This window comes from Lentilactobacillus kisonensis DSM 19906 = JCM 15041 (assembly GCF_001434135.1).
In the GTDB taxonomy this organism is placed as follows: domain Bacteria; phylum Bacillota; class Bacilli; order Lactobacillales; family Lactobacillaceae; genus Lentilactobacillus; species Lentilactobacillus kisonensis.
In genome coordinates this window covers 39,412-61,935 of record NZ_AZEB01000018.1, presented here as the reverse complement: position 1 = coordinate 61,935, position 22,524 = coordinate 39,412, and the positions used below count along the sequence as shown (strand labels likewise).

The following is a 22,524-nucleotide window of genomic DNA, read 5'->3' as shown; positions in this document are numbered from 1 at the left end:
TTTCTAACTGGATCTAATCTTAGATTGTTTTCGTTAAGTGACCAAATCAGCCATTTACGGAATCTTTATTAATCTCTGAATTAGACCACCAAATTCTAGTCTTTTAGCACCTAAAACCTTTGCGGGATATATTTTAATTTCATATTAAAAGTCGTATCTAACTTACAATTCTTATCTGTCAGCGAATTCCAAACGACATTTAAGGGGTCAATCCCGTCTTGTTTCGTGTAATCCGTTGAAACCGTTTGAAATACATCCGTCCAGAATAACCATCAAAATTTTACTTTCCAACCCTACAATATCAACCAACTTCAAATCAAGCGATACTAACAAACTAATGCTGTCTATAATTAGCAAGTACCGTTTTAAGCCAACTCTTTGTGCATAAATCCTCCCAACTCGGCTCTCAGTATAATTGCAATCTTTAAAATAGTATCTTTTAATTATTGATTATATAATATAATTGTAAACAATGTTGATGGGGACAATCTTTATAGGACAGTTCTGCCGAGCAACAATCTCTGTGTAAGCACTACCACAAAAATTCTGGATTCAAAAAATTTCGTGGCTTACTTAGCAGAAATGTGCGCCACCAAGCAGAGACTTGCACCTAAGCCTCTAACCGCTTGGTTCCGCAGGCTAGCCGCTCTGCTGAACTCACTTTTTTGGGGGGATTATATGAAAACACGAAAACTGGTATCAATTTTGTCTGCCGGTCTTTTTGCGTTCACTATATTTGGCACGATAACAGCCGCTAAATCAGGTGATACTCAGACTGGCATCATTGCTCATGCAGCAGATACCCAATTTGATCTAAGTAACAAAGAAGCCGGTCAATGGACACTAGCTTATTATGGTCCAACACCCGACTATAGTAATTACGATCCAGATTTTTACACCGAGCTCAATTCGCTAACAGCGCCAACGAAGGTTCCTGTTAGCACGGTTTCCAATATGGATCTTACCCCTGGACAATCATTTAATGTTTCAACCGTTCAAGTAAGCCCAAATAATATCGACATTGTTGGCTACGAGCAGTATTACAGCGACGCCTACAAGACTGAAGCAATTGAATACAATCCAAAGGGGCAAATCGTTGATAATCCCAGCTTAAAGATTAAGCCAGCGCCTGATAATCCAAATGCGGATTATAGCGAGGTTGAGGGGATGGCAACCGTGCGGCCAGAAGATGTCGTTGTTGTCAAAATAACACCAGCCAAGCCGAGTCTCAAGGGCACGCTGTACTTTTTCTTTAATAACACCGGAAAATTCACCTTGGATCACAGTTATTCCTATGCGGTCAATGATGCAAAAACATTAACACCAATCACGGATACAGCATCGCCAAGCACAATCACGGCTCCTGCTGGCACGAAAACCATTCAGCTCAATCAAACTGGTTTTATTAAGCCACAGTGGACCGGAGGCAATGCAAACATCAGTATTGATGCAACCGGCAAAATTAGTGGCCTTGATAACCCAGCTGAAGCGGGCAAGACTGTAACCTTTACGTTAACCGACGCCGTGGATCCAACCAATACTCACGCCTTTAACATTAAGATTCCTGCTAAGGATACACCTGATAATGGTGGAAATCACAGTGACAAGGGCGGGACAACTACCATCATTGTCTCAAACGGCTCAACTACCCAGGGATCCCAAACAAACCAAGCACCATCGACAACTCCTGACGTTTCAACAGCTTCAGCTAATCAATCCGATCAAGCTTCGAATACGTCATCAGTGAGCGTTCCAAGTAGCACTTCCAAGAAGGGAACGGCTGTCTACGCAACTAAGACAATCTATATGTACAAAAACGCTACCTTTAAAAAGAATCAGCGATTAGTCAAATACCCTAAACAAAAACGGGTTAACCGACCAATGTTTGTTATTACTGATTATGCACGTTCAAAAGGTGGCGCGTTAAGGTATAAAGTCAAGGATGTCAACCACCACAGTAAATCCGCGGGTAAGATTGGCTACATCACTGCCAACCCCAACTACGTTTCGTCAGTGTATTACCAATCCGTGCCAAAGAACAAAAAGATCACCGTTATTGCCAAGAAAGGTGTTCATGCTTACAAGAATCAATCACTGACTGGCCGAACAAAATCGTACAAGAAAGGGGCCCATTTAACCGTCAAGAAAGTGGTAAAACACAACCTTACGACTCGCTATCAGTTAAACAATGGGTATTATGTAAGTGCAAGTAAGAAACTAGTGATCCAGGAGAATTAGGAATTCTCCTGAATCACTAGCAACCGGTTGTAGTAGTCGACAAAATCCTATCGTTTAATGAAAAAGCCATTCCTAATTTGGAATGGTTTTTTCGTTAGATTCAGAAATCTAAGCGGCTATTTTCAGTCTCGATTCAGATCCGTACGTTCATACTTCAATCGATTGAAAATAATAATTTATACCGATAAATGATCTCTTCAAGTTCTTGGTTTGAAATGTGTTCGACAATGTCACTGTCAGTAACACCTCGGGCATTCAAATCCAAAGCAATCGTTTGATCTAACAACACTTGGCCGTGAATTTTTTTAGTGGTTTGAAGGAAATAATACATCGGATAATGCCTTGAGGTACTACTAATCGGTGCCACAATTGTCATGTTGCTACTTCGAGCCACTAAATCGTTACTCAACGCAATTGCTGGGCGTTGGGACATTTGTTCGTGACCTTTACTGGGATTAAAGTTTACGATAAAGATATCACCTTGTGTTACCATTTGACTTCATGTCCTTGGCTTCTCCCCCAGTCCATCTCTGTATCCTTTTTGCCATCATCTTGCCAACCGGCAAATAATTCATGAATATCGGTAGGGCGTTTAGAAATTGGTTTTAAAACCAATGTATTATGTTCGATCTTGATCGCCAAATTTTCATTATCCTTCCAACCGAGCTCCTCAATCAGCTTAGCTGGAATTCGCGTTGCGCTGGAATTCCCCCACTTAGATAACTTAGTTTGACCATCATCTTTTATAAGTTCATTCATGATATCACGCCTCCTTCACTGAATATAAAATCTACATTTTTCGTAAATAGTATATCCAATGTGTCTACATAAGTCAATAAAAGCACCTTGAAAAAAAGCCCCTTCACCCCACCAGGCAAAGAGATTTCTTCATTTTGTTATTAAAGGATGCCAATCATCATTCAGTAGTCAGTCCTCATTTCAACTCTTTCCATTCCCAATTCAAGATCCCCGGCAAGTCAGCACCGTTTTGACGAATGTAATCATGGTGTTGTTGTAATTTATCATCCATCTTAGAAGTGAATTCAGCTGATTGTTCACCAAAGACATCTTGAGCGACTTCCTTAGCCAAGTGGAAACGGTCCAAGGCATTGAGCACCCGCATATCAAATGGGGTTGTGATGTCGCCATCCTCACGATAACCATGAACATGCAAATTACCGTTATGACGCCGGAAAAATAGGCTCTCAATCAAATCTTCATACCCGTGAAAGGCAAAGATAACCGGCTTATCCTTGGTGAAATAATTGTCAAATTCAGCATCACTTAATCCCCGCGGATCCGACTGTGGCGACCGTAACTTAAGTAAATCGACCACGTTAATGAAGCGAATCTTCAAATCTGGGAACTGGTCGTGCAAAATATCAATTGCCGCTAAGCTTTCCATATTTGGCTCAGTTCCAGCAGCAGCCATCACAACATCGGGCACTTCACCCGGTTTTGTGGTGCTTGCCCAATCAATCACTTTTAACCCTTGGTCAACCAACTGTTCAGCTTCTTGAACTGAGTAGAATTGTGGTCGCAGATGTTTGGACGCAACCGTGATGTTCAGGGTTTGTTTCATATTTAACGCGTGATGCATCACCGCTAACAAACTATTAGCATCAGCTGGCAAATATTCACGAATGTACTTGGGCTTCTTTTCGGCTAAATGGGTTAAAATCCCTGGGTCCTGATGTGAGTAACCATTATGATCCTGCTGAAATGAGGTTGACGACGAAATAATGTTCAATGACGGGTACTTCTTTCGCCAAGTTTGTTCATCGGCTTCCCGAATCCATTTGAAGTACTGGGTCAGCATCGAATCAACCACCCGCAAAAAGGCTTCGTAACTTGCAAAGACGCCATGACGGCCAGTCAATGTATAGCCTTCAAGCCAGCCCTCGTCTTGATGCTCTGAAAGCTGTGAGTCAATGATTCGCCCGCTTGCGCCCATCCACTGATCGTTTGCCATTTCAATGGGATCCAGCCATTGCCGCTTTGTGACTTCAAAGGCGTCTTGAAGTTGATTAGACGCCGTCTCGTCCGGCCCAAATAAGCGGAAGTTATCTGGATTACGTTGAATCACATCCCGCAAGAATTTTCCTAGTTCCAGCATATCCTGGCCACCTTCACCAGTACCGCGTTTTGAATTATCCAAAGCATAATCGCGCCAGTCCGGCAAATCCAACTGCTTCTGCTCCTAGCCACCGTTGGTAATTGGATTGGCGGCCATTCTCGCATTCCCGGTCGGCGTGGTTGCTCGAATTTCCGGCTTCAGCGTCCCATTTTCATCAAATAATTCTTCAGCTTTATATGACTTAAGCCAACTAACCAACGCATCAGCATGTGTCATGTGCTCTGAATCAACGGGAATTGGGATTTGGTGGGCTCTAAATGATCCTTCGATCGGCTTGCCATCCCATTCCTTTGGACCAGTCCAACCTTTGGGCGCCCGAAAGATAATAATTGGCCACACTGGCCGTTTGGCATCGTCCGCGGATCCTTCACGAGCATTCTTTTGGATCATATGAATCTTTTCAACAGCTGAATCCATTGCTTTAGCCATGACTGGCGTCAGTTTTTCAGCATCATCGCCCTCAACAAAGGCCGGCTCCCAGCCCATCCCCTCGAAGTACTTTGTTAATTCTTCATCTGACTTACGTGACAAAATGGTTGGATTAGCGATTTTAAAACCATTAAGGTTCAGAATTGGCAATACCGCCCCATCCTTAACCGGGTTAATGAAGACGTTCGAAAACCACGAAGCTGCTAGTGGCCCAGTCTCCGCCTCACCATCACCAATTTCAACGGCAGCGATAACGTCAGGGTTATCAAAAATCGCCCCAACACCATGCGACAACGAGTACCCCAACTCGCCACCTTCATGAATGGAGCCAGGCGTCTTGGCATCGGCATGAGAAGCCACACCACCTGGATACGAGAAACGCTTGAACAGCCGCTGCAAGCCGGCTTCATCCTGGGTGATATTTGGATAAATAGTCGTGTAGCTGCCATCAAGGTATGAATTAGATACCATCACCTGACCGCCATGACCGGACCCTTCGACATAGAACATATTTAGATGATATTTCTTAATAATTCGATTCAAATGCGTATAAATAAAATTCTGACCGGCAATCGTACCCCAGTGACCGATCGGGTGAAACTTGACGTCCGCTTTAGTCAATGGCCGTTTCAACAATGGATTGTCCTGTAAATACAACTGACCAACCGAAATGTAGTTCGCTGCTCGCCAATACTTAACCATCAAATCAAAGTAGTCTTTTGAAGCATAATCAGTTTCTTGACCGTTTTGATGGCGCTCTGTGGAATTTGCCATACCTTACCTCCTGATACCGTGCTTACCATCAACTTTGATTAGAGAATAATGCGATCAAGTAAAATGGTCAAGCATTTATATCTGGTCAATATCAGCGACGGTGTGGCAGGGATATGGCTGCTTGTGCTCAGCATTATTGGCTATGACAAAGTGATTCTGTCAATGGAATTAACAACCACCACTGGCTAACTTCATATCCATTTCTGCTTAACATCATTCATTCAAGTAAGCTCGGGTATAATCGTCCTCACCAACTGGATGACGCAGGACACCCTTTAAGCGCGGGTTAACCAAGTGACTTTCCACCATTTGATACAGTGGCACCACTGGCATTGTCGTATTCAGTCTTTCCTGCAGGTTACGCATGTTCTGCCAGTATTGCTTTACATCAGCAGCGTGGGAACTTTCTGCTTCTTGGTACTGCTTATCAAAGTAAGCATCCTTATACTTCCCATAATCTTGGGGATTACTGCTTTGAAGAATTCCCATAAAACTGATTGGGTCAGCAAAATCCGCAAGCCAGAAAATTTGTTCCATATCGAAGTCACCATTGAGTTCGGCAGATTGTTGTCCCTTGGCTGGTAAGCTCCGTACGGTGAGGTCAGCGCCTGGCAATGATTTTTTAACTGAGGCTTGAACAAATTGGGCCACGTTCTTCGTGATTGTTTGGTCATCACCCACAATAGCCATCTTAACGGTCCCTTTTTGACCCGACTCTTTAACTCCCTCAGTCCACAGTTGCTTGGCTTTAGCAACATTATAAGTGTCACTAGGTTTAGTTTCTGTCGCAAAGTCTTTGCCAGTTGTTGGATCTTTGGCTAGATCAGGCGCTGTGTACGTATAAGCTGGCTGCGACCCATCTGCCAAAACATCCTTAGTTAGTTGCTTTCGATTAAGTACTAAGCTGATGGCCTGGCGCATCTTCTGAGTTGCCAGTGGTTTGCCATTTCTTACATTCAACCGCAGATAGTAGGTTCCGGCCTTGCGTTCATGGATCAAATCTTTATTCTGCTGCAGACCTTTGGCTGTCACTCCAGTAATGGTGGCATCATCCAACTTCTTCTGGTCAAATAATTCATGAGCCGTATTGGCATCCTTCACGACACTATACTTAAGCTCATCCAAATGAATGGCTTTTTGATCATAGTAGTGGTTGTTCCGCTTCAACGTCCAGCTATCGTTAGTACCGTTCCAACCTGTTACCTTAAACGGACCATTGTAATACAGATATTTTGATTGCGTACCATATTTTGACCCAAACTTTTTAAGGGCAGTTGGATTTTCTGGGAAGAATGCTGGCAGAACCATCATCTTATCAAAATACGGCATTGGATGTTCCAACTTAACTTGCAATGTATGTTTGTTTAAGGCATATGCACCAAGCGTTTTGGGTGATTTCTTGCTTGCTGTAATCGCATCAGCATTCTTGATACCTGAGAATATGTAGTTGTAACCTGATTTAGTCGTTGGTGACACTGAACGCCGCCATGCAGTTACAAAATCCTGAGCTGTTAGTGGGTCACCATTACTCCATTTAGCATTTTTGCGTAAGTGAAACGTGTAGGTTAACCCATGATCAGTTGGTTTGACAACGGATGTCGCTGAAGCTGGGGCTGGTTCATTTGCTTTATTTGCCCGGTATAGGCCTTCCATACTGTTTTCCAAGGTGTTCCAAGTCGTAAAGTCGGCGTGCTCGGACGTATCTAGTGATAATAGTTCAGATGTCTGCATCAATGAGACTGAATTACGTTTGGAACTAGAAGTCTTAGTCCCACAAGCTGCTAATAAAACGGTTGAAGCCCCAACCATTAAACTTAATAATAATTTTTTCATGTAAATCCCTCCAAAAGTAAGTGAGCGGAGCAAAGCGCTTAGGAATCGGAGTGTAAGTCTCCTTCGAGGGAAATTCCCGGTTCTGGAATTTTTCTCGAAGGTGCTTACGCGCAGATCCCTGCTTTGCGCAGCTGTCCTACAATATTTTTGAACCTTTAATCTCTAAACTCACCATCTTCAACATCCATTAAAAACTCACCCAACGTGCTAAAGAATGCGTCCGGATTGTCGACGCTATGACAGTGACCACCATCCGGAGTTAGTACCAACCGTGAATGAGGAATTTGCTCATGCATTCTTTGAGCGGTTGCCAACGGCATCGTGTCATGATCGCCAAATGTCAACAAGGTTGGGACCGTGATGTTGTGAATATCGGCTCGGCGATCCCAGCCATTTAAAGTTCCTACCATGACAAATTCGTTGTTACCCTGAAAATGGTTATAAACCGGGGTCGCCATGGTTTCGACCAGATGATGTGGCGCTTTTTCCGGATGACGATTGACGTAAATCTTATAAAGTTCTGCCACCAGCTCTTTGTATTTAGGGTCATCAAAGCGTTCATGAGCTTCAACGTCCTTCATATAATTGACGTCAAACTTCGAAAACGTCTTTTCCCGCAGCTGATTAATATGGACGGTATATTCCGCAATGTTGTCAATCATGCTCATGACCACCACACCTTTGAGATGATCGCCATATTTCAACGCGTACTCTTGAGCTAATAGCCCGCCCCAAGAATGCCCTAACAGATAAAAGTGATCTAAGCCCAGCTTTTGCCTAACCTCTTCTAGCTCCGATAAATAGTAATCAAGTGTTAAGTACTTTTGATTATCTTTTTGCGTAAAATCCGGTTGGTCAGAGTAAAACGATCCTAATTGATCATACATTGATACCTGAACACCGTATTTTGCCAGCCGATCACCAAAGTTTTCAAACTCTTCGTGATTACTACCCGGTCCACCATGAACGCAAAGTAACTTCACATCACCTTGACCAACTGTTCTGGTAAATAAATGGAACCCATTTGCTAACGTTACAATTCGACTACCTGCTTGCATCTAACTACCTCCTCGTATAAGTGAGCGGAGCAAAGCGCTTTGAAACTGGAATATAAGTCTCCTTGGTCAAGAATTCCTGGGCTTGGAATTTTTGAACAAGGTGCTTATATGGAAGTTTCTGCTTTGCGCAGCTGTCCTAAAAATAAAGTGAGCGGAGCAAAGCGGTTAGGGATCGGAGTGTAAGTCTCCTCTACCGGGAATCCCGGTTCTGGGATTTTTGGTAGAGGTGCTTACGCGCAGATCCCTGCTTTGCGCAGCTGTCCTATTATTAATGTTGACGAGAAAAAAGCGCCCTTCCAGAGAATTTACTCTCTGAAAGGGCGCTCACGCACGGTACCACCTTTGTTTGCTAAAAAAGCCTCACACAAACGGCAACCCTCAATGTTTAAGGATTACGATTTGCCGCATCTATAACGGTTGCGTACCGATGGTTGCTTACTTTGTTCAGCCCATAGCTCAAAAGTGATTTTCACTCACAAACCGTTGTCCCTGCTTTCACTCATCCAGGTTCGCTACCCAACAATTTTATGCGCTACTTTCTTTCTCAATGCTTTTATGTTCTCTCATCAACATTTAATGTAAATACCATAATTCATTTTTGAGCATCTGTCAACCGTTAGTCATAATTTATTTTACATTCCGCATTGCCCATTATTAAAGGAATTGTAGAAAGGCTGTGGTGGATTACTTGCTAATCTTAAATAATAATCATCAAATAATTTCTTAATCTTATCACTGAATTTTCACAACAACGACTGGTGAATTTGTTACAATAAAAGCATCTAGTAATTTGTGATGTTTTTCGAATAGCGCCTCCAAGCAACAATCGGAGTGTAAGCACCTTGGATCCGCTCACTTATTTTTAAGGGGGAATTAATGTGAAATCAATCTATAAAGTGCTGACCCTGCTCAGCGTTGTGCTTGGGATTCTAGGAATTTCTATTTCGACTGCGAAAGCACAAACGGTTAAGACGATGCAGGTTAACTATGTTTCAACGACTGGTCAACAGGTACGAGCACCCTTGACCTATCATCGTTCAGCAAACGGTGTTTCCGCATTTGGTTCAGGGCTCGCCTATTCAGCAACCGGCTATGCATCTTCTAAAGGGTATGTTAAAAAAGTTAAGGGATACGTGCCATACAAGCTGCAGCAAGATTACACTTACGATCAGCTGCCGGACACGCTTACCGTAAAGTACATAAAGGAGTCAACCCTGGCCCGCAAGGTAGAAACTCAATATCTAAAACAGATTAACGCCTATCGAGCTACCAAAGGGCTAAAACCGTTTAAGCATAACAAGTCCCTCAAATCAAAAGCCATCGTACGATCAAAAGAACTATGGCAGCAAACCAGCCATGTCCGTCCAAACGGCCAATCTTACAACGCTAACCTAAGTGGCTACGCTGAAGTAATGGCAGTTTTGCCTGCATACTTCCTGCCAACGGGAATTGCAACAGTCAATACTGGATTAGGTGCGATGTTAACGTACAATAGTAACGGCTTAGTTTCCTACAAAAAAACGGCTCAAACCGCTAGTCATGAGTTGTTAACGTGTGATCAAGAACACCGAGATACAGAGTTGAATAACTGGGCCACTTACAGTGAACCAGCGTTTAGCTTTCACGCAGATGGTTCGGGGATGATGGCACAGTTGTTTGAATTAAAGGGCGCAACTGGGTCGGGATCGTATTGATTTCCGACCACACTTCTTATCGAGATACTGGTACATTTTGTAATATTATATGCAACTTTCTAAAATTAGCAAAAGAGGTCCGATATCAAACTTCTAACATAGGAGTTTAATGTCGAGCCTCTTTAAAATCGTTCTCAGTCCGTGCGCACTGAGAACGACAATCTGCCTTCTTTGAGTTGGATAATATCCTAGAGGGTTATCCCCATATACATGGGAATAACCTGACGATGAGGGATTTCAAAGCACTAGTCAAAGAATCACCCACATACATATGGAAAACACTAAGCTTACTTACAATATTGCCTCAAGTTCACTAAAGGATTGTGTAGAATCTACTATATTTACAGACGACGCGATAGACGAATCTAATCCCGCTGCTTTAAAGTCTGATACGCTGGATTTTCAGTATGGTCTTGCGGTTCGTTCAGTTCAAATTACAAATTCAGGAATTCCGTTAATATTAACCAGGGTTGATACAGATAACAAAATAAGCGAGCTTTTGGGATTTAGTCCTCTAATTGTCAATACAATTGGTCATACTTATTACGCAGACCCTTCTGATTTTGACTCATACAACACTTCTAGCCTTGGCGTTGTATCATTTTTCTGTAAACCAGATGGCACAACAAATATCCTGTTAAAAAGTAGACAAACCATTAATACTAAGGAGCTTTGGACATACTACACAGATCTAAATACAGATAAAGAAACTGACTATACGTACTCGTTAAAAAATAAGGCCTGGGAATATCAACGCTTAAATTAATGAAGAACAATTAGCTACAATTAAAGCGTCACACTTCCGAATTTATACTATAATCAAGTTAAGATTATAACTTGACTATGGGGAAGCTGATTTCATGGCATTGTTAGTAATTGCAATTTTTGTCATTGGCATAAGCTACAAATTTTTTACCAGTTGGTGGATATATATTGCCCTATTACTGCTTATGTTTGCTTTCCATAATTTTATTGACATGATATTAGGTAACATGATTATCATGCTGGGACTTGTTTTTTTAGCGATATTAGCAATAATTAACCAAATACCGGCAATGTTTTACTACCCAACTTGTTGGCAACAAATTAAAAGTAAGTTCAAGTAATACAAAATAAAAAGCCTCGTTGGCTTTAAGCGAATGATTTGCATGAATAATTAAAGAAAGAGTTGAGGATCTTCTAAGGGACGCTGACTTTAAATATTTTGATATTTTGATATTTTGTTAAAAAGAGCGTTCGCTAATCATCAAGATCATTTTACGGGATCACCTCCATAAGTATGGGCAACACTCGACGATATGAAGCAGTAGATTGAAACGCAAAGGATCACCCCCCCATACGCATGGGGAACACAACTCTTGATATCAATATCTAAAGCCGTAGCGAGGATCACCCCCATACGCATGGGGAACACCATCGGAACCGCCACCGATATTGCTGGTCGGAGGGATCACCCCCATACGCATGGGGAACACATGCCTAGCTCCATCGAGTATTGGGTGGGAGCAGGATCACCCCCATACGCATGGGGAACACTCTTGCACTTCCCCATGAGACTGGATGAGTAAAGGATCACCCCCATACGCATGGGGAACACATTTCCACTGCGTACCCTGATCCCTCTGTCCCAGGATCACCCCCATACGCATGGGGAACACACCAAACAAATCCCGCCAAACCAACATTCCGAAATTTCAAAACAACTGTTTTTCATTAACTTCAAAAATACATACAAATAAAGACGAGCTAAAATATGTATCATTCCAACAACTAGTTTAAGGATACCAGACTTTCCCAAATAAAACAGTTCAAACTTGACGGTGCTATTAAAACAAACATCAAACAAGTATTACAATATTTTGCATACCCTTCGATCCCCACAAAAAAGCCCCCGCTAACACGCAGAGGCTTTGAGGAATTTTTCATATTGAGGGGTAATTCATGAAGTTAAGAAATCGTTGGGGTTTCTCAAGAGGGTTACTATTAATTATTTGAGGGGTGAATTGTTTTATCGTTTGCACATCGGCTTATTGATTCACTGGCATCCCTTCTTTCAAATTTAGATTGATGAGTTTCAGTTCTCCGGCTGGATTAACTCAGTTCTTAGTTTTAAAAGCATCTCCAACCAACAATCCTCTGATTGGAAGTCATTCGTCGATTACGTCGAAACTGTAATTCTTGGTTTATTTTCATAGGCACCGTGTGCATCCTTCCTTTCGCATTTTGTTATGATTGGAGAAGCTAAGGTAAATTCATGTTGGGGTTGTGCTTTGTTATCACCTCCTTTCATATTTGATTGTCTATAGAATATCCTACTGAACTTAACTGAAGCTTAAATCTGTAAAAAGAATCAGTTATTTTGTTATCATCCCCTTTTTATTCTGATTGGGTGTAACTTATTCCCGTATAGTGACTATTAACAATCACACTGTCCGTCAATCCTGAGTCAGTCGTCTTATGAGTTGAATTTGTCACCCTTTCTGGTCGATGCTCAAAACCGCTGTTATTGGTTAAGGTTTCTGCTGAAGTTTCCGATGGCGCCGTCAGAGCGGGCGGCTTATTGATGGTCGTCAATGAATCGTTTTGATCATTATGAAAATTATTTTTGGGACTCGCTGCGTTATCAAGTTCGCGGGTTTCCGTTTCGATATCTGGTTTAGGTTGTTTGAGTTGTTGAGGTTGCGTTGACGTGACCGCTGCGTTGGCTGAAATAACAGAACCAGAGATTGTGCCAATCATCACTGCACCTACGCTAACTGCGTATAGTATTTTTCTTAGTCTTCCCGTATCTGTCTCTCCCCTTTAATCTTAATTTAGGTATCCTGTGGTCATCCCTTCTTTCATATTTGATTGTCCCTAGATTAATTGGATGAGCTTAATCGAAGCTTAAATTCGCAAACTTGCTACTAAAAAAGTGTTCAGCTTAAGAAAACCGCAACCTTCTTAATGGAAACCCAAATTTACGGGGCGAAATCAAGCCATAAAAAAAGAGCCTCCCAGCAGCTAAAAGTTAGCTACCAAGAAGCACCATTAAAGTATTCTACATAAACGACGGCTTATCACCATCAGTATTTGGCTGGTTCACACCAACGGAATGACGAACCTGCGCACTTGGATCATTAATCAAACGAACCACAAAGTCCGCGATGCTCTTCCGAGAAACTTTAGTCCCCTTAAAAGGATCATCCCTTTGTGTCGTTTCATAACTTACAATATCATCATTCGATAACCAGGCGGGGCGAATAATCGTATACTTCAGACCAGAATTTTCAATCACCTTAGCAGCAGCGGCGTACGTTTCCAAATACCCACCGTCTAACTGTTGATGATTCCACTTACCGAAATTGCCTGGCACTTCATCGTAAATCCCCAGCGTCGAGATCCAAATGAGGCGATCGATTCCAACCTGATCCATAGCAGCCAAAGTAGCTTTGGCTTCATCTTCAATGTTTTTACCGGCCAAATTAGCATACACAATATCAATCCCATCAAGGGCGGCAACGATTGAGCGAACATCAGTCGCGTCTCCTTCAATCACCGTTTCCCGACTAGGATCACTTATTGAGAGTCGCTTAGCATTACGCAAAAACAACGTCAAATGATGATCAGTTTCAGTCAAAATCTGCTTTTCAACTAACTTAGCAATATTACCATTAGCACCTAAAATCAACACATTACTCATATCTTAAATAAATCTCCCTTAAATTATTATTGTAAATTCTTATGCCATATCCGTTCCGGATAGTGCGTTCAACGATTTCATATCGTCTGAACTAATTTCAAAGTCCAACTCGGTGTTGGCTTCAATATGATCTTGATGGGTAGCCTTTGGCAGCGGCAACACACCATTTTGAAGGACAAATTTAATTGCTAACTGGGCAACACTGACGTCGTACTTCTTAGCAATCCGTTTAATATCCGCATTTTCTAAAATACCCCCGGTTGCAAGCGGCGAATAGGCTTCAACTAGCATCCCATTTTCCTGAGCAAACTGAGTGATTTGCGGTTCTGTATAACCAACAAAGTATCGGATCTGGTCAACCATTGGCTTAACGTCAGCCATTTGTAAAATGTTCTGCAAATCGTGACCATTAAAATTAGAAACCCCAATTGCTTTCACATCACCGCTGGCATAAATATCTTGCATTGCCTTCCAGACCTCGATGTTGCCCTCATCGTAGTTGGCACCTCGCTCATTCCATGGCCATGGTGCGTGAATGAGGTACAAGTCAAGGTATGATAGGTTCAATGCCTTCATCGTTGATTGAAAGTCTGCGATGACGCCATCATAGGTTTTGGTCGCTGCTGGTAATTTTGACGTCACGAAGACGTTCTCTCGGTCAACATCTGAGTCAAGAATCGCTTCGCCAACACTTTTTTCGTTCCGGTAAACTTTGGCAGTATCAATGTGCCGATAACCAGCTTTTAATGCCATACTAACAGCGTCATAGGTTTGCTGGCCGCCGGGTATCTGCCAAGTTCCAAACCCAACTTTGGGAATTAAGACGCCATTATTAAGCTCATAGGTATCAGTTAAGATCGACATGGTTGTCTCCCCTTTTCAATTTAATTATAGTTAATACATTTATTATGGCGCTTTTCTGGATAAAAGGCGAGGATATGGCATCAAGATATGGGTGATCCCATCGAATCAGCGTGTGAAACGCCCCGTTTGACACACGTGTCAGCTATTTTACTTATCAACCAAAAAAGGCCCAGAAATCGTCATTTCAGGGCCTATCTCGGAAAATAGTTAACATGGGTCAAAGCGTTTTATCTTAGCTGAAGTTATTAATAATTCTCGTTTGTCAGAAACGTTTCTCAATCATTCAGCCACGTCTAATAGGCGTCCCCCGTTTAATCCGCTGCCATGATAAACAACCATTAGGAAAATTAACTATTTGCAAACAGTAATTGTTCCTATACTCATATTATCATGTGCGTAATCAACTTGTCAGTTTTTTAGCCTACATTTTCACAATGTCCTACGCGGAACAAAAAAAGAGTGAGACAATTAATTCCGTTGTCCCGCTCTCAATCATAAAGCTCATACTAACTAATGAGCTTGAGTATACATCAATTTAATTGTGTCGCCATATTTCGCTTGCGCATTTGCCTGAACGGTAGCGTCCCGATTAAACGCATACTTTGCACCACCATTAACCGGTGTCAATGAAGCTAACTTACCAGTTGTAAACAAGGCATTATCAAACGTTCCAGCTGGAATAAAGCCCTGACTGTTGCTACTAAACAGCGCTTTTTCTGAATCTGACAACGTTGGGTAGGTATTGCCAACCAGTTGACCGGCATTGATTGTCGCGCCGTTCACATTAGTTGTGTAGAATGCTAATTGCGATGTGTACTGAGCACTCGCAGCATCAACATAAACCGCGTAATTGTTACTTCCAACCGTCAAGTTACCTATCGTGGTATTTGGTTGGGTCTTGCTTACCGTGTAGCCAGCAGGCACATTTTTCGATACAACTGAAGTCAATGAATCAGTTGTATTCAAAATATCGCCTAACTTAGCACCATAGGTGAGCTTAGCGCCAGTCTTCAAATCAGTTGGTTGAATAATCCATTGGTAACTACCAACTGATTGACCAGAAGCATTGACATAATTAATCTTTAAGCTGTTATTAGAAGTGGCAACCGTATTATTAGTTGGGGCATTTAGTCCAGCAGCATATACCCAACCGGTAATCGCTGAATTATTATCATCAGTTACTTGATAATATAAATAACCTTCACGGGTCTTAGTTGCCGCTGCGCTAACTGTGAACGTGTCACCAGCCTTGTAGCCGCTCATATCAGTTTGCTTTGCTTTATACTGTGACCACTTTGGATTTACCCAAAGCGTATTCTTACTAGGATCCTTCAATGTATAACCGGTCGTAACGGTTGGCATATTCGCATTAGCCATTGTGTTAGCAGCTGTAACCCCGCCAGCAAACGAATTTGTCGACTTACCACCATAGATCCAACCACGATAATTACCATTGAAAGAAACCACTTTGTAGTAAACGGATCCCTTATTAGTAGTTGCAACTCGGTAAGCCCTAAAGTACTTTGTTGAACTCTTGGCGTTACCATAACTTTGTAGCGTGTACTTAGAAGCAACTAACCTTGCTCCGCGTAAAGTACCTGCTTTGGTATATAGCGCATTAGATCCGTTAGTCGTAACGTTACGGGTCTCTGGTGCACCCGATAATGTTTGATTAGAAGTCGCCTTAGCGTAACTTTTCGCACTGGCGTTTGTTGTTGTAAAACTTGATGCAGCTAATACTGAAACTGCTGCTAATCCCAAATATAGTGATTTTTTTAATCTAGAATTCATAAGTCCAACTCCCCACATAATTTCACGTCCAGAAATATTGACGTTATTTAAATGTTAACACCATCTTGAAGACCATGGAAAATAAACGCTTGAAATTAATGGTAACGTTTTATAGCTGTAATGAGTTAGAAACAAAAAAGCTAGAGAAAATCTCTAACCTTTACGTATTTTATTCAGATTGATGCGTCACTCATTATGCTGAAGTTGACGTAATCTTAACTTTGTCTTTCTTATACGCAATCACCACGACCAGCAAATTGATAACGACTAATATCGTTGTCATTAAAAAGACGTAGCGGTAATCCAACACCCCGGCGACTCCTGAGGCCAACATTGGCCCGACAACCGCTCCGATTGCTTGAAATGATTGATTATAACTAAAAATTCGACTCACAGAACGGGCAGGCGCTTCTAACGTCATCACCGTTTGCGTAATTGGAAGTAACGCCGCGTTTGCAATGCCAATTAAGAATCGTAAAATCCCCAACATCAAGACGGTGGTCACAAAGAACATTGGGAAAAAGACAACTGCAGAAAAGATGAGGCCAGCTAATAAGATTTTCTCCGGACCCACGTGATCACCCAAACGGCCTAGGTACGGCGCAGAAAATAGGGTTGCAATTCCGGGAAGCGCCGCGATAATCCCACTTGTAAACGCGATATTCCCATGATTATGCATCAATTCTTTAACAAATAAACTGATGATTGGATTAATCGAAGTCGTTGCGGCCATGATCAACATCGACGACACAATCATCGCTACAACTACTCGTTTATGCTTAATGCCAACAAACGCGTCCTTGATGCCAGTTTTAGCCGCCTTCTTAATGGGTTTGAAATCTTCCTTCACGAATATCCAAGTCGACAGCGATGCTAACAGCATCATGAACCCAAACATATAAAATGGCAATCGGTAACCAAACACGCCGGAAAGGTAGCCACCAATAATCGGGCCGATCAATTGGCCACCCACGTTTCCAGTGGTTAACGCACCCATTGTCCGCCCACTTTGATCACGTGGCACCTCGCTGGCAACTAACGCGTAAGCATTGTTAATATAGCCAGAAAAAGTACCTTGAATTAATCGAATCGCAATCAGCATCCACACGTTAGTCGACAGTCCAGTCAACGTGGCACTAATGGTCATCCCAATTGATGCCCGCAACAGCATTGGTTTTCGACCAGTCCGATCGGCTAAACTTCCCCATAATGGCGACACAATCGCCTGACTAAGAAAAACACTTGAGAACGCAAGTCCAGCATACAGCGTTAACTGCCACTTTGGAAAATTTCCCATTTCATTTATAAATAATGGTAGAAATGGCATCGACATACTAGCGCCTGCACCGGTTGCAAAGTTACCAAACCACAATGCCCATACGTTCTTTTGCCATTGTGGCCGTTTTGTTTTTGTCATTATTTCAGGATCCTTACTAAAATCGAATTTTTACATATGAGATTCATTATAGCGATGGTTGTTGTATGTGGCAAGTTGGTTTGAAATCGAACAACTGTCTGTAATCCTTTACAAGGTTTTACTTTAGGTCATTGGTGTCAGCTCAAAAAAGTTATTGACGGTATTTAAATGAGCCAATAGCTCTTTATGAAAGAAGCCTCGTTTGTCTCAGCTCTTCTTTCTTCCAACTGCTTCACTTTTAATTATTACCCAAACCTTTTCAAATGATTTCAATAGGCCACAATCGTTTACGCCCGTCATCTAGTAACCAATGTTCTTAAGTCTCCTATTCTCCAACAAATGAATCATTTTACAGTCAAATTGTGTGCAATCTAACACCCCATATTATATTATGTAAGCGTCTTCAAGGAGTTGATTAGTTGGTTTTAGGACAGCTGCGTAAAGCAGGAATCTGCGCGTAAGCACCTTCGAGAAAAATTCCAAAACCGGGAATTTCTCTCGAAGAAGACTTACACTCCGATTCCTAACCGCTTTGCTCCGCTCACTGTTTTAGGGGAGGTACAATTATGACAGAAAAAGTTGCGATTATTACTGGTTCAGCCGGTGGCTTGGGGAAAGGCATTGCTGAACGACTTACTAACGACGGATTTGATATCGTCCTACACGACATCAATCAGGACCTGTTAAATGAAACTGAAGCCGAATTTAAGGATAAGGGATTTAAGGTCACCAGCTTTGTTGGCGACGTTTCCAAACGTGAAGACCAATTTGCATTAGTTAAACACGCTGTAGATACCTTTGGTCGCCTTGATGTCTTTGTTAACAATGCTGGGGTTGAAGCCGTCACCCCATTGATGGATATTGACCAAAAGGAACTTTCAAAGCTCTTTTCAATTAATGCCTTTGGAATGCTCTTTGGCACCCAAGCAGCAGCCGCTCAATTCATCAAACAAGGTGGCGGTGGTAAAATCATCAGTGCTTCGAGTATTGCTGGTCATGAATCATACGAAATGCTTGGTACCTATTCCGCTACCAAACATGTCGTTCGTTCATTCACCCAAACGGCATCTAAGGAATTAGCAAAGTACAAAATTAACGTCAACGCATATGCCCCAGGCGTTGCCAAAACCAAGATGTGGGACCGAATCGATGCCGAAATGGTTAAACAAGATCCATCACTAAAACCAGGCGATGCCTTTGCTAAATACACGGCAGAAATTTCATTAGGCCGTTATGAAGTCCCAACAGACGTTGCCAATTTAGTTTCATTCTTAGCATCTCCGGATTCCGACTACATTACTGGTCAAACGATTTTGGTTGACGGTGGGATGGTTTACAGATAAGTTGAGCCAATCAAAAAAGAACCGTACCCGCAAAATGGGGACGGTCCTTTTTGTCACTTCTCTTCATTTTCCCGGCGATAAGCCACCAGTTCATGAGAAATTTTCTTGGTACTTGGATAAATTTGTTTATAAATTTCATGGAGTTTTTGATACTTAGCAACGTTCTCTTCTTCAGGCAAAAAGACATCCTTGAACTTCACAAAGACTTTGGTGCAATCTTGCATCGTTTTGAACCACCCCAGACCAACAGCCGCTAGCATTGCCGCACCAAGTCCTGGCCCCTGTTCGTTTTGTAGAGAAACGACCCGGGTATTAAAGATGTTGGCTTGAATTTGCTGCCAAAGGGGGCTCTTAGCACCACCGCCGATTGAAACCACGGTATCAAATTTAGCCCCTTCTTTTTCGTAAATATCCAAAAGATCTCTGAACGAGAAGATGATCCCTTCAAGAACCGCCCGGACAAAGTCGTGACGTTGGTGGATCCCGTCAACACCGATAAAACTACCCCGGATATCCGCATCAGCGTGCGGTGCCCGCTCACCGACAATGTACGGTGCAAACAGCAGGCCATTAGCCCCAACCGTTGATTGAGCTGCACTTTCTACCACGTCGGTAAAGTCTTCTTTTTCGGCAAAGGTCTTCTTAAACCAACTAAGTGAAAAACCAGCCGCCAAAGTAACGCCCATTGAATAATAGGCATCTGGGATTGCGTGATCTTCATACTGTAAAACGCCGTGATAGTTAGTTTCCTTTTGGGGTTCGTATTTCAAAATCACCCCAGAAGTCCCAATGCTAGAAAGCACTTTGGATGGGCTATCAATCCCCGCACCAACAGCGCCACACGCATTATCGGCACCGCCACCAAAGGTTAGGGTGTCGGTTGACAAGCCAGAGTACATCGAATACCAGGCGTCAATATTGCCAGTATGATCGATTGAGCGAACCAGCGGTGGACACAAACTAGCTGGAATCCCAAACGTGTCAAGGATTTCTTGACTCCATTCCTGTTTATCAACGTCTAACATCACCGTCCCGGTCGCATCCGAATAGTCGATGGCAAGCTTGCCGGTCATTCGAAATCTCAGATAATCCTTTGGCAAAAGCATCGTTTTCGCCTTGGCAAAGATTTCTGGTTGATTTTCCTTAACCCAAAGTAATTTGGGGAGCGTGAAGCCTTCCAATGGCTGGTTATGAGTGATTTCAACGAAACGATCACCCATCTTAGCCATGATTTCTTCGCGCTGCTTGGTAGAACGGGTATCGTTCCAAAGCATTGCTGGCCGTAATACCTGATTGTTTTCATCCAATAGAACCAGCCCGTGCATTTGGCCTGAATAGCTAATGCCTTTGATTTGTTCTGGCTTGACTGAATCATTCAAAATTAATTTAACAATGGCCACAGTTGTCGCGTTGACCCAATCATTGGGATTTTGCTCAGCATAGCCTGGTTTGGGTTGGTTCAACGGAAAATCCATGCCTTCTTGGGCAATAATTTCACCAGTTTGGGTGACAGCCGAAACTTTCACGGCACTGGTCCCAAGATCCACTCCTAATACGCAGTCGGTCATGTGTGTTCCTCCTCTATCAAAAAATGAGAATGGAAAATTAATTCCATTCCCATTATACGTGGTTTTATTGGTTATTTTACTTAAACGTAGAAATTCTAGTTGTTTAGCGGTTAGCCTATGTCATATAGATTAGGACCGCTCCGCAAAGCAGAAACTTCCAGATAAGCACCTTGGACAAAAATTCCAGAACCGGGAATTTCTGTCCAAGGAGACTTATCTTCCAGTTTCTAACCGCTTTGCTCCGCTCACTTTATTTCAACGTTTGAATAATGTAATGATTAATCGTATCCTTGATTTCTTCCAAATGATCAGAATGGGTTGCATCACGCAATTCCTTTTGGGTCTTGTCTAATGAGTAGTTTTCAAGGTCAGCCATGCTTGCCTTGCCACTTTCGATATCTGCACCAATTCCTGAATCAAATGAGCTGTAACGGTTCTTAACGATGTTATCAAGAACACCATCACTCTTCATGGCAACAGCTACTCGTAACCCAGCAGCGAAGCTATCCATTCCAACAATATGACCATAGAAGAGGTCTTCGGGTTCAAATGATGAACGACGTGGCTTGGCATCAAAGTTCAAGCCACCACGAGGGCCAATGCTACCATTTTCAACAACTTCAGTCATTGCAGCAGTTGTTTCGTAAAGGTTTGATGGGTATTCATCAATATCCCAGCCGATCAACTTGTCACCCTGGTTAGCATCAAGAGAGCCAAGCAAGCCAGCTTCTCTAGCAACGCGGATTTCGTGTTGGTAAGTGTGACCAGCCAAGTTTGCATGGTTACCTTCCAAGTTCAACTTGAAGTCTTTGTCCAAGCCGTATTCCTTCATGAAGGCAATGGTGGTTGCAGCATCGAAGTCGTATTGATGAGTGGTTGGTTCCTTTGGCTTTGGTTCGAGTAACATTTGAGCATCGAAGCCAATTTCGTTAGCGTAATCCTTAGCCATATGGAATAACTTAGCAGCATGCTCTTGTTCACGCTTCATGTCAGTGTTCCAGAGTGATTCGTAACCTTCACGGCCGCCCCAGAATACATAGTTTTCAGATCCAACCCGCTTACCAATTTCAAGACTGTGCTTTAATTGAGCAGCTGAGTATGCATAAATGTCAGCGTATGGAGAAGTACCGGCACCTTCAACGAAACGAGGGTTCGTGAACAAGTTCGAAGTGTTCCAAAGAACTTTCATTCCGGAAGTCTTTTGGTTCTCAACAATCTTGTCAACCACTTTGTCCAAGTTCTTGTTAGTTTCACGAAGCGTGTCACCTTCAGGAGCCAAGTCACGATCATGGAAGCAGAGGAAATCAACGCCTAATTTGTCATAAAATTCAAAAGCAGCGTCAACCTTAGCCAATGCTTGGTCCATTGGGTCAGTGTACTTGTCGTAAGGACGAAGAGCGGTACCATCACCAAATGGATCTACCAGTCGTTGGTCAAATGTATGCCAGTAGGCAACGGCAAAGCGTAACCAGTCACGCATCTTCTTGCCACCAACAACTTCATCTGGATTGTAATACTGGAACCCTAATCCTGACTTTTTATCTCCGGTACCAACGTACTTAATTTTATCGACATTCCAATAACTCATTTAGAAGTCCTCCAATTTTTAATTAGTTTGTTTGCACAACCAACTTACAAAATATACTATACATCATCAGAATAATTTTGCAAGCCCTTTCACCAACTTTTTTATTTT

At 42.4% G+C, this 22,524-nt stretch carries 16 protein-coding genes and 1 pseudogene; 5 read left to right on the top strand and 12 right to left on the bottom strand.

The window, feature by feature from the left end; all coding sequences use genetic code 11:
* Positions 1 to 678 precede the first annotated feature (678 nt).
* Positions 679 to 2,238 carry a DUF5776 domain-containing protein gene (locus tag FC98_RS09580; protein ID WP_050806243.1) on the top strand — a complete coding sequence of 520 codons (1,560 nt, stop codon included), beginning with the start codon at positions 679 to 681 and terminating at the stop codon, positions 2,236 to 2,238.
* A gap of 154 nt (positions 2,239 to 2,392) precedes the next feature.
* Here the strand turns inward: FC98_RS09580 and FC98_RS09575 are convergent, their stop codons facing one another.
* The 5 genes and pseudogenes from FC98_RS09575 to FC98_RS09555 form a co-directional block, all read right to left on the bottom strand.
* On the bottom strand, positions 2,393 to 2,731 hold the full coding sequence (locus tag FC98_RS09575; protein ID WP_054656086.1) for a type II toxin-antitoxin system PemK/MazF family toxin: 339 nt from the start codon (positions 2,729 to 2,731) through the stop codon (positions 2,393 to 2,395).
* On the bottom strand, positions 2,725 to 2,997 hold the full coding sequence (locus FC98_RS09570; protein ID WP_008855851.1) for an AbrB/MazE/SpoVT family DNA-binding domain-containing protein: 273 nt from the start codon (positions 2,995 to 2,997) through the stop codon (positions 2,725 to 2,727). The genes FC98_RS09575 and FC98_RS09570 overlap by 7 nt, the downstream gene beginning before the upstream one ends.
* A 175-nt stretch (positions 2,998 to 3,172) precedes the next feature.
* Positions 3,173 to 5,578: pseudogene (locus tag FC98_RS09565) on the bottom strand (phosphoketolase family protein).
* A gap of 213 nt (positions 5,579 to 5,791) precedes the next feature.
* Entirely contained in the window at positions 5,792 to 7,411 is a 1,620-nt protein-coding gene (locus FC98_RS09560) for a peptide ABC transporter substrate-binding protein (protein WP_056949495.1), read from the bottom strand.
* Between the two features lie 155 nt (positions 7,412 to 7,566).
* A complete protein-coding gene (locus FC98_RS09555; protein WP_008855857.1) occupies positions 7,567 to 8,469 on the bottom strand; it encodes a proline iminopeptidase-family hydrolase in 903 nt (300 codons plus the stop codon).
* An 878-nt stretch (positions 8,470 to 9,347) separates the two neighbouring features.
* Between FC98_RS09555 and FC98_RS09550 the strand changes: the two genes are divergently transcribed.
* From FC98_RS09550 to FC98_RS09540, 3 genes are all read left to right on the top strand, one after another.
* Positions 9,348 to 10,163: a CAP domain-containing protein gene (locus tag FC98_RS09550; RefSeq protein ID WP_008855858.1), complete on the top strand. Its 816-nt coding sequence runs from the start codon at positions 9,348 to 9,350 to the stop codon at positions 10,161 to 10,163.
* 271 nt (positions 10,164 to 10,434) lie between these two features.
* On the top strand, positions 10,435 to 10,929 hold the full coding sequence (locus FC98_RS09545) for a hypothetical protein (RefSeq protein ID WP_054655598.1): 495 nt from the start codon (positions 10,435 to 10,437) through the stop codon (positions 10,927 to 10,929).
* Between the two features lie 94 nt (positions 10,930 to 11,023).
* Positions 11,024 to 11,269 (top strand): hypothetical protein, encoded by a 246-nt coding sequence (locus tag FC98_RS09540; RefSeq protein ID WP_008855860.1) that lies wholly within the window; start codon positions 11,024 to 11,026, stop codon positions 11,267 to 11,269.
* A gap of 1,270 nt (positions 11,270 to 12,539) precedes the next feature.
* On the opposite strand, the gene FC98_RS09535 is transcribed toward FC98_RS09540, so the two are convergent.
* The 5 genes from FC98_RS09535 to FC98_RS09515 all read right to left on the bottom strand — a co-directional run bounded on the left by FC98_RS09535 (position 12,540) and on the right by FC98_RS09515 (position 17,917).
* The gene (locus tag FC98_RS09535) at positions 12,540 to 12,902 is read right to left on the bottom strand and encodes a hypothetical protein (protein ID WP_008855862.1); all 363 of its coding nucleotides are present in this window, start codon (positions 12,900 to 12,902) and stop codon (positions 12,540 to 12,542) included.
* 301 nt (positions 12,903 to 13,203) lie between these two features.
* A complete protein-coding gene (locus FC98_RS09530; protein WP_008855863.1) occupies positions 13,204 to 13,845 on the bottom strand; it encodes an SDR family oxidoreductase in 642 nt (213 codons plus the stop codon).
* Positions 13,846 to 13,884: 39 nt separating this feature from the next.
* Positions 13,885 to 14,709 carry an aldo/keto reductase gene (locus FC98_RS09525; RefSeq protein WP_008855864.1) on the bottom strand — a complete coding sequence of 275 codons (825 nt, stop codon included), beginning with the start codon at positions 14,707 to 14,709 and terminating at the stop codon, positions 13,885 to 13,887.
* A gap of 510 nt (positions 14,710 to 15,219) precedes the next feature.
* Positions 15,220 to 16,500 carry a hypothetical protein gene (locus FC98_RS09520; protein ID WP_040470960.1) on the bottom strand — a complete coding sequence of 427 codons (1,281 nt, stop codon included), beginning with the start codon at positions 16,498 to 16,500 and terminating at the stop codon, positions 15,220 to 15,222.
* A 193-nt stretch (positions 16,501 to 16,693) separates the two neighbouring features.
* Positions 16,694 to 17,917 (bottom strand): MFS transporter, encoded by a 1,224-nt coding sequence (locus FC98_RS09515; protein WP_056949494.1) that lies wholly within the window; start codon positions 17,915 to 17,917, stop codon positions 16,694 to 16,696.
* Positions 17,918 to 18,483: 566 nt separating this feature from the next.
* Between FC98_RS09515 and FC98_RS09510 the strand changes: the two genes are divergently transcribed.
* Positions 18,484 to 19,260, top strand: a complete 777-nt coding sequence (locus FC98_RS09510) for an acetoin reductase (RefSeq protein WP_008855868.1) — start codon at positions 18,484 to 18,486, stop codon at positions 19,258 to 19,260.
* Between the two features lie 53 nt (positions 19,261 to 19,313).
* Here FC98_RS09510 and xylB read toward each other — a convergent pair whose 3' ends face one another.
* Both xylB and xylA read right to left on the bottom strand, forming a co-directional pair.
* Positions 19,314 to 20,828, bottom strand: coding sequence for a xylulokinase (xylB, locus tag FC98_RS09505; protein ID WP_008855869.1), 1,515 nt, complete (start codon positions 20,826 to 20,828; stop codon positions 19,314 to 19,316).
* A 250-nt stretch (positions 20,829 to 21,078) separates the two neighbouring features.
* Positions 21,079 to 22,416 (bottom strand): xylose isomerase, encoded by a 1,338-nt coding sequence (gene xylA, locus FC98_RS09500; protein ID WP_056949493.1) that lies wholly within the window; start codon positions 22,414 to 22,416, stop codon positions 21,079 to 21,081.
* Positions 22,417 to 22,524 lie beyond the last annotated feature (108 nt).